The following is a 15005-nucleotide window of genomic DNA, read 5'->3' on the forward strand; positions in this document are numbered from 1 at the left end:
CATCAAAGCAGCGTTGTGGAAAATCGGTACTCTACGCTTAATTCATTAAACATGAGATTGAGTTATGACGACCGAAATTCACGCACACAATGTTTTAAACCTGCTTAGTGAAAAGCCACTGACTCGCGAAGAACTGACACAAGAGCTTGCTCAAACATATGGCACAGAAGCTCGCTTTCATACTTGTAAGCTAGATGATCTTGATTTGGATGCCCTGTTGAAGTTTTTCCTGAAGATGGAAAAGGTCGTAATTGTTGATGGTAAGTTTTGCACCAATCGCGAGCGTGTATGTAATCATTGATCTTTAGTGATTAGTGATTAGTGATTAGTGATTAGTGATTAGTGATTAGTGATTAGTGATTAGTGATTAGTCACTTTTGATTTTCAAAGCCTTTTTACTTTTAGATGCTTTCGACTCCACTCCTATATTTATTCCCGTGCCACTTATCTCCGTAAACCCTCTCTTAACGGTGCAAACTGACCCGTTTGTTACTGTGTTCGAAAATCAATGTTGAGGCTGCTATACTCCGCGCAACTTCGCTTTTCGAGACCAATTTATGGAAATCTTATCTGCAGCGACCATGCTGTTTCTCATTATGGATCCGCTTGGCAACCTGCCAATCGTGCTTTCTATCCTTAAGCACATCGATCCGAAGCGTCGTCGTATTGTTCTCGTTCGTGAACTGATGTTTGCGCTGATTATCCTGCTGTTGTTCTTGTTTGCTGGTCAGAGCATCATGAACTTCTTGCACGTACAGCCTGAAACTCTGAGTATTTCTGGCGGTATCATTTTATTTATTATTGCTATTAAGATGATCTTCCCAAGTGCAGGCAGCATCACAGGCCTAGCCGCGGGTGAAGAGCCGTTTATCGTGCCTATGGCTATTCCAATGATTGCTGGCCCATCAGTTATCGCTGCCCTTATTCTTCTGGCGACTCAAAACCCTGACAATATGTTTGAATTATCTCTGTCAGTGTTACTTGCGTGGGGCGTGACGTTTTTCATTCTTATGTTTAATGGATTCTTCCTGCGTATTTTGGGAGAGCGAGGTCTGAAGGCGATAGAGCGTCTAATGGGCTTATTGTTGGTTATGCTGTCGACTCAAATGTTCTTAGATGGTGTGAAAAGCTACATGTCTTAGCATTTTCTTATCATTCAATTTCTTCTCGAACAATAAAAAACGCCACTCAAATGAGCGGCGTTTTTGTATTTATTTTTCTCGTAACTAGGCTTTCTGCATCGAGTACTGTGTACTGAAGCTTGTATATCTAGGCTCTAGCTCGACTACATCATGTGTTTGCGTCGGATATCGAGGAGGGCAAAGACTCCGAAAATCAATATTGACCACTTCTCCCAGCGTGACATTTCGATCTTATCGCCGAAAGCACCGATAAAGATTAGCATCTGTAGGCCGTGCATGAAGAACAAGAATGCTGTCATGATATAAAGCGCAATCGCAGCATTACCCGGGAATGGGTAGAAAATATTTACGATTAAGATAAACCAAACAAAGGCGATGGCTATTTTTGCTAGTGGAAGTAAGAACTTCATTCAATAACTCCTATTCTTCAGTGGTTCGATTAAACAGTCGGTAGCTAGACTGGCCAGTGGTCTTATCGCGATGTAATTCCCAGTTTTCTGGCATAGCCTCGAGCTTCAGTTCTTTCTCTGTTTCAACGTAAATAATGGCATTGTCTGTAAGCCAACCATTACTCTCAAGTAGTTGTACAGTTTCTGCTAATAAGCCTTTGCGAAACGGAGGATCAAGAAAGACCATATCGTAGGGGGTACCTGGCTTTTTGAGAAAAGAGATCGCATCGGTGTTTACCACGTTGATGTTGTCTGCTTTGAGCTCTTTAGCGTTATCAGCAAGCTGCTTTGCGGCCTTTTGATTCATTTCCAACAGCGTTACCATTTTTGCTTGGCGAGAAGCTGCTTCAAAACCTAGACCACCAGAACCGGCAAATACATCCAAACAGGTCGAGTGTGGGATATCTTGTGCTACCCAGTTAAAGAGTGTTTCTTTTACTCGATCAATGGTTGGGCGTAAGCCTTCTAAATCATGAACAGGCAGTTTTCTGCCTCTCCATGAGCCACTAATAATTCGAACAAAGCCTCCGGATGGCTTTTTTTGTGATGTGTTTTGCTGGCGACGTCTTACCATAGATTTTTTGACCGCTAATAAAGTGATACTATACCGAGCCCAATTTAAGTGGGTTCGAATATTAAATAAATTTGCAATGACAAAGTGTATCAAGCTAAAAGCAAACTTATCACTGCTTTGTCATTTTTCTTTACTATTCGTTTGTACAAGCTTGTATTGTATAACAATAGCAAAGAGTCGACGTGCATTAAGTCAATGCAGTTAATTAGTAGATCTAGGAAACTCCTCTGATGACGGAAAAAAAGAAGCGCGGATTATTATCGTGGCTTGGTTTTGGTGAAGAAGAACAAAGCCCAAAAACTCAGAATGAAGCGAACGTAGAAAGCGTTGAAGAGCAGACTGAAGTTGAATCACAAGTCGAGGTTGAACAAGCCGAGCCTGAACTAGAGGCAACTACGGCAGTTGAATCTAAGCCTACTGAAACAGAGCAAGAGCTTGAACAAAACCAAGAAGAGCAACAGCCTGTCTTAGCAGAAGCAGAAGCAGAAGCAGAAGCAGAACAGGTTATTATTCCTGCAGCTAAGATTGAAGAAGTACAAGAAAAGCCGACAGAAAGCTTTTTTGCACGTCTTAAGCGCAGTCTTAGTCGCACCAAAGCAAATATTGGTGCTGGCTTCTTTGGTTTATTCAAAGGTAAGCAAATCGATGAAGATCTGTTTGAAGAGTTAGAAGAGCAACTTTTGATTGCCGATGTGGGCATGAATACCACTGTTAAGATCATTGAAAACCTGACAGAAAAAGCATCTCGCAATGACTTAAAAGATGGCGAAGCTCTATATGGTCTGCTCAAAGAAGAGATGGCCGATATTCTAAGCCAAGTAGAACAGCCATTAGTTGTAGATACCACCAAAACACCTTACGTTATCTTAATGGTCGGTGTGAACGGTGTAGGTAAAACAACCACTATCGGTAAACTGGCTAAACAGTTCCAAGGTGAAGGCAAGAAAGTGATGCTTGCTGCAGGTGATACCTTCCGTGCAGCAGCCGTTGAGCAACTTCAAGTTTGGGGTCAGCGCAATGATGTTCCCGTTATCGCTCAACATACCGGTGCTGACAGTGCGTCTGTTATTTACGATGCGATTGAAGCGGCGAAAGCTCGTGGTGTCGATGTTGTGATTGCAGATACTGCGGGTCGTTTGCAGAACAAGAGCAACTTGATGGAAGAGCTACGCAAGATTGTTCGTGTAATGAAGAAGATTGATGATTCTGCTCCCCATGAAATCATGCTAACACTAGATGCCGGTACTGGTCAGAACGCGATAAGCCAAGCGAAGCTGTTCAGTGAAGTTGCACCAGTAACGGGTATTACACTAACTAAGCTAGATGGCACTGCAAAAGGTGGTGTGATTTTCTCAATCGCGGACCAGTTCCAGATTCCAATCCGCTACATCGGTGTGGGTGAAGGCATTGATGACCTGCGTCCGTTTGAGTCAAAAGACTTTATTGAAGCACTATTTAGTCGCGAAGAGTAACGCGCGTAGCAAAGTGGTTTATCCTTAACCTGCTACCGTTTTTAAATTTGATATGAGTGATCGTAAGAGGAATTTTCGGTGATCAAATTTCAGCAAGTGAGTAAAGCCTACCGAGGTGGGCGACAAGCGCTCCAAAAAGTGGATTTTCATCTTAAACGTGGAGAGATGGCTTTTTTGGGTGGTCACTCTGGAGCTGGTAAAAGTACCTTGCTGAAGTTGATCTGTGCTATTGAGCGTCCGACCGATGGTCGTGTTTGGTTCAACGATCACGATATCACTCGTATTCCAGCTAAAGACATCCCTTTTTTACGCCGCAATATCGGAATTGTTTTTCAAGATCATCGCCTGCTGATGGATCGCTCGATCTTCGATAACGTCGCTCTGCCTATGCGCATTGAGTCTATTTCTGAAAATGAAATAAAACGTCGAGTGAGTGCTGCGTTGGATAAAACCGGTTTACTCGATAAAGCGCGTTGCCTGCCAAATCAGTTGTCTGGTGGTGAACAGCAGCGAGTAGGTATTGCGCGCGCTGTGGTGAACCGTCCCACTTTGCTGTTAGCGGATGAACCAACTGGTAACCTCGATCCTGAATTATCTAACCGCGTGTTGCGACTTTTTGAAGAGTTTAACCGCGCGGGCGTCACTATTATCCTAGCAACACACGATATCGGGTTAGTGAACACTCGCCCTCAATATCGTCATCTTGAATTAAACCAAGGCTTTTTGAGTGAGGTCGAAGACTATGGCCGCGAATAAGCGTATCAAAAAACCTCAATCCAACCGAGCTGCAAACCGCGCTTCAAGTGACGTTTTTTTTGTTGTTCATTGGAAACAAGCCAAATCCTCTTTCTCGCAAATGTGGCAACGCCCATTGGGTAATTTGCTAACGCTTGCGGTTATCTCAATGGCTCTGGCAATGCCGGCTTGTTTGTATTTACTGGGTAAAAACGTTGGCGAGGTGGCTCAAGATGTCACAAGCCCGTCACAGATTAGTGCTTATGTAGAAGATGGCATTCCTGAACCACGAGTAATGGTGCTTAAAGATGAAATAGAAAGCTGGGATCAAGTTGAGCTGGTGGAATACATTTCACCGCAACAAGGGCTTGCCGATCTAAGCCAATATTCTGGTTTTGAGGATGCCCTGACTATCTTAGACGATTATTCATTGCCAGGTGTTTTGGTTATTACACCAAGTGTACACAGCGATATCTTAATCAAAGAGCTAGCGAGTACAGTTAAAAAACAAGAGTTAGTGACCGATGTTCGTTTAGATGAAGATTGGTTAGCCAGATTAGATGCTATCAAAGCATTAGCGGCGGTCATCGTTATTACCTTAACGGTGTTGATGTTGGGTGCGGTGTTTTTGATTATCGGCAATACATTAAGATTTAATGTGTTGGCGCACAAAGAAGAAATTCAAACCATGAAGCTGATTGGTGCAACCGACAGTTTCATTCTTCGACCATACCTTTATGCTGGGATGTGGTTTGGTGTGTTAGGTTCGATTAGTGCTTGGGTGATGACGGCTTTGATTACCGTATTGCTTAACAGTGCGGTAGATGACTTGGCTCAGCTTTATGATAGTCACTTCAGATTAATTGGCCTGAGTTGGGATGAATCTTTACTGCTTTTGATCGTTGGAACCTTGCTTGGCAGTGTGGCTGCGAAGCTTTCTGCACAGCGTCACCTAAAAGAAATTGAACCAGTTTAGGTGAATAGAGTCATATTTAGACGAAAAATAGGCACTTCTTAACCAGTTTTTGCCTTGTATAGATGAATTGATTATGCATAATTACTTCCCCCTCCTTGAAACCTGTTCATTTTAGGTTCAAGATTGTTGGGTTTTAATAGATGTATTACTCCAGATCAGAGATTGATGAGGAACCGAATGGCAAACAAAGCGTATCAAATGGCTTTAGTCACACAAGATAGTTTAGATAGCTATATCCGCTCAGCGAACAGTTACCCAATGCTGACGCCTGAAGAGGAACGTGGACTGGCAGAGCGATTACATTACAAAGGTGAGATCGATGCTGCAAAAGGCTTGATCCTTTCCCACCTACGTTTCGTGGTGCACGTTGCAAGAGGCTACTCTGGCTACGGGTTACCAATGGCTGACCTTGTCCAAGAAGGTAACATCGGCTTAATGAAGGCTGTTAAGCGCTTCAATCCAGAAGTTGGTGTTCGTCTAGTCTCTTTTGCTGTTCACTGGATTAAAGCTGAGATCCATGAGTACGTGCTACGTAACTGGCGTATCGTTAAGATCGCAACGACGAAAGCACAACGCAAATTGTTCTTTAATCTGCGCAAATCTAAAAAGCGTTTAGGTTGGTTCAATAATGGTGAAGTAGAAACTGTTGCTCGTGAACTAGGTGTTGAGCCTTCAGAGGTTCGTGAAATGGAATCTCGCTTAGCGGCTCAAGATGCAACGTTTGAAGCGCCTATGGACGACGATGACGGTGGTTCTGCTTATACTGCTCCGGTTTACTATCTTGAAGATAAAGCATCAGACGTCGCTGAGACGGTTGAAGCAGCAAACTGGGAATCACATACCAACAATCGTCTAGGGTTAGCGCTTGCAAGCTTAGACGAACGCAGTCAGCACATTGTGCGCTCACGTTGGTTGGATGATAACAAATCGACACTTCAAGATTTAGCCGATACTTACAGTATTTCTGCTGAACGTGTTCGTCAGTTAGAAAAGAATGCGATGAAGAAGTTGAAACAAGCTGTTGGTGACTTCTAAAAGCAAGTAAGCCAGAAGCGATAAAATAAGCTGAATTTTAAAAAGGCCGAGATCGAGAGATCTCGGCCTTTTTGTTTTGGATCGATTTCGCAATTTTTGCGATCGAAATTTGCAAAATGATTTTGTGGATAACTCTGTGAGAAGTTTATTCGTCAGCTGTCTAAAAGCAGGGTGTAGTAAGGCTTTGTGAGGGTTTTTGATGTGGGGATATTTTTCATAACACCCACAGTTAGATCAGGATCATCACTACATGTTGTGGATCTATTTTTAAAAAAGCACTTTATTCACGCAATCCACAGATTTATCCACAAACGGTGTAAAAGTGATCGCTGGTGGATAACCTTATTAAGTGGATGTGATTGTTAGCCTTGGGATAGGTTACAATGGCAGCAAAGTAAATCAGCATAAAAGAGAAAGTCATGGACCAGTTTAAACATATCGATGTTAAAAGCGCTCAAGCCCTCATAGAACAAGGTGAAGCCAGACTTGTCGATATACGTGACCCGCAATCTTTCGCGGTTGCTCACTCAAAAACAGCTTATCACCTCACCAATGATACGATGGTGACGTTTATGGATGAGGTAGAGTTCGAACAGCCTGTCTTGGTGATGTGTTACCACGGCATTAGTAGCCAAGGAGCAGCACAATATTTAGTGAATCAAGGCTTTGAAGAGGTATATAGTGTTGATGGTGGTTTCGAAGCTTGGCATCGTGCTGAACTTCCGGTAATCGCCGGTTAACAACCTTTAACATTGGAACCGCTTTAAGCATCTCTCATAGCATGAATAGGAAGTAATAATGATTAGACTGATGGTGTTAGATAATCCTCGTCTTGCTCAAGCATTTATTGATTATATGGCTTCTCGTCAGATCCCTATTCAAATGTCTCCAGAGGGAGAAGGGCGCTTTGCTCTTTGGCTGATCGACGATCAATATCAGGTTGAAACTGAGGCAGAGCTGAATCGTTTTCTTGCTGAACCCAATCATAAACGTTATCAAGCTGCGTCTTGGGATATGGCTGAGACCAGAAAGAGCAACTTTCATTATCACACACCGAGCTTCATGGGCATGATAAAAGCTAAAGCGGGCCCTGTGACGCTTAGCCTGATGTTAGTGTGTGTGGTTATTTTTGCGCTGCAGCAAATTGGTTTTGGTCAGGCTATTTTCAATGCCTTACATTTTCCGGCAGTTGATGGACAACAATGGCAACTGTGGCGTTGGTTGAGCCATGCTGTATTGCATTTCTCGGTCATGCACATCGCATTTAATATCTTGTGGTGGTGGCAGTTAGGTGGAGATATCGAGAAAAAGCTAGGCAGTCTCAAGTTACTTCAAATTTTTGCTGTATCTTCAGCGCTTTCAGGTGCTGGGCAGTATTGGGTTGAAGGTGCAAACTTTGGTGGTTTGTCTGGTGTAGTGTATGCGTTGGTAGGTTATTTATGGGTGATTAGTGTGAAAGCTCCTCAACTTGGTTTGGGTATCCCAAGACAAATTGTTGGCTTTATGTTGGTGTGGTTAGTACTTGGGTATATGCAGCCGTTCATGGCTATCGCAAACACCGCGCATTTAGCTGGTTTGGTAGCGGGTTTAATTATTGGTTTAATTGATTCAATGAAAGCACCTCGCTCTGCAACAAGTTAACTCATGCCTCATAGTAAGTAGATAAATTATAGATATAAAAAAGCGGCTATCAGCCGCTTTTTTATTGGGAATCGTGTTGGACTGATATCACTGATAAAGGTACTTAGTAAACAACAAGTCAGCAATAAGGGTTTTTCCTGTTTCAGGAAGTAAAACCTTGTTGAGATGTTCAACTAAGGTTTTTCTCAAATCTTCACGACCGGACAAAGATTTAATGGTTTCTTCGTTTTGTTTGCCAAGTAATTCAATCACCGCATCTCGAATCAGCGGTTGGTGGTGTTCAATAGCTGCCAAGTCATTACTATTCGCGACCATGATATCGAGGCGTACCTGAATGTAGCCCAGTTTTTTACCTTTAGTGTAAAAATTGGTGGTCAGGTCAGGCTCTAGCGTGAAGTAGGCTAATTTGGGTGTCGACTCTTCTTCAGCAAAACTTGATGCTGAAAAGAGTAGGGTAATCGCAAGAAATATTTGGGCTACATAACGTTTGTGCATATTTGTGACTTTTCTTTAGTTTATTCGCGATATTCGAAACGCATTAGTCTTGTTACAATGAGCGGTCTAAATCTAAATACGTTTACAATTCGAAGAACGCTTTAATTTTGTTCGAAAGTTGAAGCTTTATTGTACGTGTAAAGTCACCTATTGAATACTAGTATGAATCAGCCAATATCGCTGTATCTTAATTCGTTAATGAATGTAGATTGGCAAAGTACAGAAACATTTGATTTTCCTAATAAAACCACCCAAGAGTGGCTTATGGAGCAAGGTTCTCTTTCCCGCAAGTTGGGGGAGTGTTGTCAGCACCTGTCTGTTGAGCTGCTTCACAATCAAGTTGTAGAACGCTCAATGCTGCAACAAGACGAGGAACATCTTTTATCATCGTATGATTGCTTACTCCGTAAAGTAATCTTAAAGGGTGATGATGAACCGTGGGTGTTAGGTCGAACCTTAATTCCTCGAGTCACATTAGAGGATCATCAGCACTCCGACCTTTCTCAACAAGGTAACGTCCCGCTGGGGTTAACCGTTTTTAGTGCTGAGAATGTAGAACGAGATGCGTTGCAAGTCGGTTGGGTTATCGCAGGTGATGAGCGATTACTCGCGCGTCGCTCTCGATTATGGATGAATCATAAACCGATGCTTGTAGCCGAACTATTTTTACCAACATCACCCATTTACTCTAAGGAGAGTGTGTAAATGCTTGCCACCAAAGCGAAAGCGTACTGGCAATTAACGCGAATGAATCGCCCGATTGGTACCTTATTACTCCTTTGGCCAACTTTGTGGTCGCTGATTATCGCCGCGCAAGGTATGCCGGACTTTGATGTCTTGGTTGTTTTCGTTCTAGGCGTGGTGTTAATGCGTTCGGCTGGCTGTGTGATCAATGATTTTGCGGATCGCAAAGTCGATGGTCATGTAAAGCGCACTAAGCAACGTCCATTACCGTCAGGTTTGGTTTCCAGTAAGGAAGCGATACTGCTCTTTTTAGTGTTGGCAGTGGTTTCATTCTTACTAGTACTTACCATGAACTCATTGACGATTAAGCTCTCTTTTATCGGAGTTGGTTTAGCGTTCATTTATCCTTTTATGAAGCGTTTTACACACCTTCCACAATTGTTCCTCGGCTTAGCTTTTAGTTGGGCAATCCCAATGGCGTGGGCGGCGCAAACTAACGAATTACCAGGTGTTGTTTGGTTCATTTTTGCAATTAACGCATTGTGGACGATCGCTTACGACACTCAATACGCGATGGTCGATCGAGATGACGATCTGAAGATCGGCATTAAATCGACGGCTATTTTATTCGGGCGCTTTGATAAGCTTATTGTGGGTTTCTTGCAGCTAGTGACACTAGCGATGTTGATTGTATTGGGCATGCAGTATCAATTGGGCGATACCTTCTACTGGGCGTTATTGGCGGCAGGAAGCTTGTTCGTGTACCAACAACATTTGATGCGCCACCGTGATCGAGATTTATGCTTTCAAGCTTTCCTAAATAATAACTATGTTGGAATGGCAGTCACGGTCGGTTTGTTCATTACCTTCTGGTAAGTATCAGTTTTCGCTAAAGAAAAAGCCAAATAAAAAGGCACCCATTGGGTGCCTTTTCTGATCGTGCTCAATCTAGCTATTACAACTAAGTATTGAAGCTAAGTATTGAAAAGAGACTACTCTGCTTGGTGAATGCTCTCTTGAATCGTCAGGCGAACTTCAGGGTAAAGCATCGAGTGAAGAAGCTTAGCAAATTGCTGAGTTTTCTCTAAATCACAGTTACCGTCGTTATCTAGATATTGTTGCTGCTTCAACGTTGCGAACATCGAGGCAAATACGCCTTTGTCGAAGAACTCTGGAGCATTGATACCATGCAGTCGACCAAGGCGCTGTGCGATGTCTTGGCTCTTCTGCTCAAGATCAGACTTATCCAGTTCAGGATTCTCTGCCAACAAATTTAGAGCAATAGAGTAGCGCTGTAGCGTCTCTGAAATCGTACGGCCTAACAGCATAAGAGCTTGGCTGTTCGATTGGTTGATCGTCACTTCATTGTCAGACACAACAATCATGCCTTGGCTTACTAGTTCATCAATAATGTTTGCGACTACGCCTTCAAGCTGTGATTCGTCGTAGCTTAAGAACAGCTCTTTCTTCAAGAACGGGTAAATGGCTGCAACATTCTTTTGAATAGCTTCAATTGATAAACCGCGCTGACGAATGGTCATTTGAGCGATTAACGATGGTAGAGCAAACAAATGAATGATGTTATTACGGTAGTAAGTCATCAGAATCGACTGGTGACGGTCTAGCGAGATGATGTCACCCATTGAGTCTGATTCAATTAGGAACTTGTTCAGCGATTCAGCGTGTTTTACCAGATCTTCAGCGCTGTCTTTTGGTACCGTAAATGTATCAGAGTAAGGTACGTTCTTAAGCAGAGACAGGTAACAGTTGATCTGAGAAACCAAAGAGTCACGGGACAATGCACGCTGTCTTGAAGCCAATAGTGCCGTTGCACAAAGAGTCAGTGCGTTAGTCGCCGCGGCATCGTTAATGTGCGTCATCATTTTGGTTGCCAGGTCATTAACCACTGGATTCATCCATTGTGGCTTGCTGGTTCCCATTGGGTCGATGTCTTTGGTCCACTCTGGTGCGTGCTCGTTCAGGTATTGGTTCAGCTGAATAGGCTCACCGAAGTTCACATAACCTTTGCCAAAGTTACGCAGTTTACGCAGAGTACGAATTACAAGGCTCGCGTTCTCTTTCTCTTTGCGTTTACCACGAAGTTCTTTCGCGTAAGTTGCCACTTCCATCACATGCTCGTAGCCGATGTAAACCGGAACCAAAGTAACCGGGCGGTTCATACCGCGTAGCATCGCTTGAATGGTCATCGCTAGCATGCCGGTTTTGGCTTGCAGCAGACGACCGGTACGAGAGCGACCCCCTTCACTGAAGTATTCTACTGAGTAACCTTTAGCGAACAGTTCTGCTAGGTATTCACGGAAAATAGTCGAGTACAGCTTGTTGCCTTTGAAACTACGACGAATAAAGAACGCACCGCCATGACGGAAAATCGGACCGGCAGGGAAGAAGTTCAGGTTGATACCCGCAGCGATATGTGGAGGAACCATACCTTCGTGATAAAGCACATAAGAAAGCAGTAAGTAATCCATGTGGCTGCGGTGACAAGGCACATAAACAATTTCATGACCATCTTGAGCCAGCTTACGAACTGTTGAAGCGTTGCTTATATGCAGGCCTTGATACAATTTATTCCATAGCCAACCAAGAATCTTTTCACCACGCTTGATTAGCGAGTAAGAGAAGTTCGCAGCAATCTCGTCCATGATGTCTTGAGCTTCTTTGCTCGCTTTCTCGATAGAGATGTTCTTTGCTTGAGCTTCGTCTTCAATCGCTTTCTTAATCGCTTCAGATTTTAGTAGGCGGTCAAAAAGAGCTTGGCGACTTGGTAGGTTAGGCCCTGATGCAGCTAGCTTTTGGCGTGAGAAGTGAATACGTGCCACGCGTGCCAGTTTGTGTGCGATGGTGCTGTCGGTACCGTGTGAGTTGGCCATGTAACGTAAAGAAACCACAGGGCTAAAGCGAACTAAACAGTCACGACCTGCTAGTAATACTGCTTTTGACTTTTCTAAGCCGTTCATTGCTTGTAGGTAAGGTTTTTGGTTATTCTCTTTACCAGGTTTACGTCCCCACAACACAGTAGCAGGGATAACTTGAACATCGAGCTCAGAGTCTTCAGCATGCAATGAAAGCAGCTCCGAGAAAACCTCAATAGAAGAGCTGGGTACATAATCATCGTCTTGAAGCAGTGTTTTGCGAGAAGAGATAAAAACGTAGCGTTGCAGTGATTTGCCACTTATTTCAAGTTTGCTTAAAGGATCGGGTAAACCTAATTCCAACGCATGCTTTTGTAGTGTCAGAAGGTCGACACTTGAGCGAAACGGTAAGGCGTATACAATCGGTTTGCCTAAATCAATGTTCAAATCCTCAACAGGGTTCGAAGGGATTGATGTGCCTTTTACCAAAATGGATAAAGGTAGCTTCATTAATGAACGTGAAAAAGATTGTCCAGAAGACATATAGGTTCACTGCCTCAATAGTTATTTCAATGTGCTTAAGCGTATCTCTATTTCTATGATGAAAAGGATAAAACCTATGAGTGAAATAGGGATAAGCCTAGGCGTAAATTTAATCGATGCAAGAATACCAGAAACTGGTCTAACCTTTTAATGGAAATAGTCATATTGCCGTTAAGTTTGTGGAAAATCATTCATCAACTGATTGAGTATAGGGTTAAAAATGGCTAAAAAATCAAACACCGGATTCAAACGTATCGTGAAAGCGGCAGGCTTTTCATGGCAAGGCATTACGAGTTCGTTTAAAAACGAGGCCGCATTTCGACAAGAAGTGTTTATGGCAGCAGTGCTTATCCCATTAGCGTTTTACCTAGACGTAAGCCAGGTTGAGCGGATCTTAATGATCTCAGCTGTTGTATTAGTGCTCGTTGTCGAGTTGATAAATACCGCGATTGAAGCGGTCATTGACCGAATTGGTAGTGAACATCATGAGCTATCAGGGATGGCGAAAGATGTTGGTTCGGCAGCGGTTTTCATCTGTTTAGCGCTAGCGGGTTATGTGTGGTTAGAGATCTTATTTTTGTAATTAGTTAAAAATGAACTAAAAACAACCAATTGCTTTGCTTTTGTCCAGTTACTGGATATACTCACAGTCAACTGTATAAAAAGACAGGTGAATCATGAAGCCGTTAACGCCCCGCCAACAACAAGTTTTTGACCTTATCAAAGGTAAGATCGAAGATTTCGGTATGCCACCGACACGTGCAGAAATTGCGCGTGAATTAGGCTTCCGTTCTGCTAACGCTGCAGAAGAACATTTAAAAGCTCTTGCTCGTAAAGAAGCGATTGAGATTATCCCGGGTGCGTCTCGTGGTATTCGTATTTTGCTTGAAGATGCAGCGAATGAAGAGCAAGGTTTACCATTAATCGGTCAGGTTGCCGCTGGTGAGCCTATTTTGGCTCAAGAGCATGTAGAAATGCATTACCAAGTTGACCCAGGTATGTTTAAACCGCAAGCTGACTTCTTACTTCGTGTAAATGGCGAAAGTATGAAAGATATCGGTATTATGGATGGTGATTTACTGGCTGTTCATAAAACACAAGATGTACGTGATGGTCAGGTTGTCGTAGCTCGTGTCGACGATGATGTAACAGTAAAACGTCTAGAACGAAAAAGTTCAACGGTTCTGTTACATGCTGAAAATAAAGACTTTTCTCCTATTCATGTTGATCTAGAATCTCAACACTTGTCTATCGAAGGACTTGCGGTTGGTATTATTCGAAATACCGATTGGATGTAGTCAGTACAAACCGCTTATTGATATTTATTCTCAATAACTTGTTATTGTAATTGATATTCATTATCATCTTCTTTGTCGAGATACAAGGAAGATGATGATGCCAAACCCAACCAAACCTCAAATGAAGCCGCTTGTTAGTAAGCCGCGCTCCTCTGATCAAAAGGCTTCTTCTTATCTAGGGTCTGCACATCAAGAATTTCAAGTTCCGACCAATCTCGTTCAACACCTTTGGTTTCGCAGTCGTGAAAGCCTTGCCGATGACGGTCTAGTTTATGACCCTATTGCAGCACAAGCCTGTAAGCGTTGCCAATTGGCACCAGAATGTCTTACTGGCGAACTCGACCAACAACAACTTCTCTATGCCACATTGACTCAACTTTGTGACTCTCAAGTTCAACAGTTTCTATCTCATAACCCAGACGCGTGGATTATCAATGTTGGGGCCGGTCTCGATACCCGTTTCTACCGCTTAGATAATGGTCGCTGTCATTGGGTTGAACTGGATGTAACCGAGAACCTAGTTTGGCGACAACGCCTGTTCCACAAAAATGAACGCTATCGTTTAGAGTGTGGTTCCGTTGATGATCTTACTTGGTTGGATGAACTTAACATTCCAGAGCAAGCCTCGGTGATGGTGGTGTGTGAACATGCTTTGCTTGACTGCAATGAACAACAGACGGCACACTTTATTCAGTCGCTTAGTCGTTACTTTACCCACGCACATGCGTGTTTAGTGTTAGCTGGAGATAAAAGCTCTAGCGCTCTGGGACAAAAGCTCGGTTCTGGAAAATATGCACATGGCTTATCTTCTCCGATAGACAGTGTTCTTAATTGGCTACCTTGGGCGCAATGGGTTAAGTCATTTTCACCATTAGAACAGCAATGCAATCGTTGGAAATTGTGGCAGCGATTACTGTGTAAGATTTCTCAGTTAAAAAAACGTCTAACTCCACAATTGGTGCTCGTGAAATGGTAATGCAAGATTACTTACTCTATCAAATAGGTAGTTCAGCAAACGCGCGACATAAGTAAAAGCGAGCAGCATAGTGTAAGCATACTCACTAGGTTAAACTATCGCCTCTAATCGA

The 15005-nt window shown here is 43.1% G+C and carries 17 protein-coding genes; 13 read left to right on the forward strand and 4 right to left on the reverse strand.

All coding sequences use genetic code 11. The features are described from left to right. Positions 1 to 64: 64 nt before the first annotated feature. Together OCV36_RS00515 and OCV36_RS00520 are read left to right on the forward strand one after the other, a co-directional pair. Complete coding sequence (locus OCV36_RS00515) at positions 65 to 301, forward strand: YecH family metal-binding protein (protein ID WP_135459023.1); 237 nt, start codon at positions 65 to 67, stop codon at positions 299 to 301. Positions 302 to 557: 256 nt separating this feature from the next. Beyond that, positions 558 to 1142 (forward strand): YhgN family NAAT transporter, encoded by a 585-nt coding sequence (locus OCV36_RS00520; protein WP_029225176.1) that lies wholly within the window; start codon positions 558 to 560, stop codon positions 1140 to 1142. A gap of 143 nt (positions 1143 to 1285) precedes the next feature. Here OCV36_RS00520 and OCV36_RS00525 read toward each other — a convergent pair whose 3' ends face one another. Both OCV36_RS00525 and rsmD read right to left on the reverse strand, forming a co-directional pair. After that, on the reverse strand, positions 1286 to 1552 hold the full coding sequence (locus tag OCV36_RS00525) for a DUF1145 domain-containing protein (RefSeq protein ID WP_017075940.1): 267 nt from the start codon (positions 1550 to 1552) through the stop codon (positions 1286 to 1288). Positions 1553 to 1562: 10 nt separating this feature from the next. After that, positions 1563 to 2165: a 16S rRNA (guanine(966)-N(2))-methyltransferase RsmD gene (gene rsmD / locus OCV36_RS00530; protein WP_017075939.1), complete on the reverse strand. Its 603-nt coding sequence runs from the start codon at positions 2163 to 2165 to the stop codon at positions 1563 to 1565. A gap of 230 nt (positions 2166 to 2395) precedes the next feature. Here rsmD and ftsY point away from each other — a divergent pair, with 230 nt between their 5' ends. The 6 genes from ftsY (at position 2396) to glpG (ending at position 8024) form a co-directional block, all read left to right on the forward strand. After that, complete coding sequence (ftsY, locus tag OCV36_RS00535; RefSeq protein WP_135459025.1) at positions 2396 to 3637, forward strand: signal recognition particle-docking protein FtsY; 1242 nt, start codon at positions 2396 to 2398, stop codon at positions 3635 to 3637. A gap of 78 nt (positions 3638 to 3715) precedes the next feature. After that, positions 3716 to 4393 carry a cell division ATP-binding protein FtsE gene (ftsE, locus tag OCV36_RS00540; protein ID WP_135459026.1) on the forward strand — a complete coding sequence of 226 codons (678 nt, stop codon included), beginning with the start codon at positions 3716 to 3718 and terminating at the stop codon, positions 4391 to 4393. Next, a complete protein-coding gene (gene ftsX, locus OCV36_RS00545; RefSeq protein WP_135459028.1) occupies positions 4380 to 5348 on the forward strand; it encodes a permease-like cell division protein FtsX in 969 nt (322 codons plus the stop codon). The genes ftsE and ftsX overlap by 14 nt, the downstream gene beginning before the upstream one ends. 177 nt (positions 5349 to 5525) lie before the next feature. After that, positions 5526 to 6383 (forward strand): RNA polymerase sigma factor RpoH, encoded by an 858-nt coding sequence (rpoH, locus tag OCV36_RS00550; RefSeq protein ID WP_029225174.1) that lies wholly within the window; start codon positions 5526 to 5528, stop codon positions 6381 to 6383. 419 nt (positions 6384 to 6802) lie between these two features. Further along, positions 6803 to 7123 carry a thiosulfate sulfurtransferase GlpE gene (gene glpE, locus OCV36_RS00555; RefSeq protein ID WP_017075935.1) on the forward strand — a complete coding sequence of 107 codons (321 nt, stop codon included), beginning with the start codon at positions 6803 to 6805 and terminating at the stop codon, positions 7121 to 7123. Positions 7124 to 7181: 58 nt separating this feature from the next. Next, positions 7182 to 8024 carry a rhomboid family intramembrane serine protease GlpG gene (gene glpG, locus OCV36_RS00560; RefSeq protein WP_135459030.1) on the forward strand — a complete coding sequence of 281 codons (843 nt, stop codon included), beginning with the start codon at positions 7182 to 7184 and terminating at the stop codon, positions 8022 to 8024. A gap of 87 nt (positions 8025 to 8111) precedes the next feature. Here the strand turns inward: glpG and OCV36_RS00565 are convergent, their stop codons facing one another. Beyond that, the gene (locus OCV36_RS00565) at positions 8112 to 8519 is read right to left on the reverse strand and encodes a flagellar basal body-associated protein FliL (protein WP_017096110.1); all 408 of its coding nucleotides are present in this window, start codon (positions 8517 to 8519) and stop codon (positions 8112 to 8114) included. Between the two features lie 162 nt (positions 8520 to 8681). On the opposite strand from OCV36_RS00565, the gene OCV36_RS00570 reads away from it, so the two are divergent. Both OCV36_RS00570 and ubiA read left to right on the forward strand, forming a co-directional pair. Next, complete coding sequence (locus OCV36_RS00570) at positions 8682 to 9224, forward strand: chorismate lyase (RefSeq protein WP_167853062.1); 543 nt, start codon at positions 8682 to 8684, stop codon at positions 9222 to 9224. After that, entirely contained in the window at positions 9225 to 10079 is an 855-nt protein-coding gene (gene ubiA, locus OCV36_RS00575; RefSeq protein WP_135459032.1) for a 4-hydroxybenzoate octaprenyltransferase, read from the forward strand. A 116-nt stretch (positions 10080 to 10195) separates the two neighbouring features. Here ubiA and plsB read toward each other — a convergent pair whose 3' ends face one another. Next, the gene (gene plsB / locus OCV36_RS00580; RefSeq protein WP_017075930.1) at positions 10196 to 12619 is read right to left on the reverse strand and encodes a glycerol-3-phosphate 1-O-acyltransferase PlsB; all 2424 of its coding nucleotides are present in this window, start codon (positions 12617 to 12619) and stop codon (positions 10196 to 10198) included. Between the two features lie 220 nt (positions 12620 to 12839). On the opposite strand from plsB, the gene OCV36_RS00585 reads away from it, so the two are divergent. The 3 genes from OCV36_RS00585 (at position 12840) to OCV36_RS00595 (ending at position 14893) form a co-directional block, all read left to right on the forward strand. Next, positions 12840 to 13202, forward strand: a complete 363-nt coding sequence (locus OCV36_RS00585) for a diacylglycerol kinase (RefSeq protein WP_135459034.1) — start codon at positions 12840 to 12842, stop codon at positions 13200 to 13202. 94 nt (positions 13203 to 13296) lie between these two features. Continuing rightward, positions 13297 to 13917 (forward strand): transcriptional repressor LexA, encoded by a 621-nt coding sequence (gene lexA, locus OCV36_RS00590; RefSeq protein WP_135459035.1) that lies wholly within the window; start codon positions 13297 to 13299, stop codon positions 13915 to 13917. Between the two features lie 97 nt (positions 13918 to 14014). Continuing rightward, a complete protein-coding gene (locus OCV36_RS00595) occupies positions 14015 to 14893 on the forward strand; it encodes a class I SAM-dependent methyltransferase (protein WP_135459037.1) in 879 nt (292 codons plus the stop codon). The last annotated feature ends 112 nt before the right edge of the window (positions 14894 to 15005 follow it).

Origin of the sequence: Vibrio echinoideorum (assembly GCF_024347455.1) — a bacterium.
Taxonomy (GTDB): Bacteria; Pseudomonadota; Gammaproteobacteria; order Enterobacterales; family Vibrionaceae; genus Vibrio; species Vibrio echinoideorum.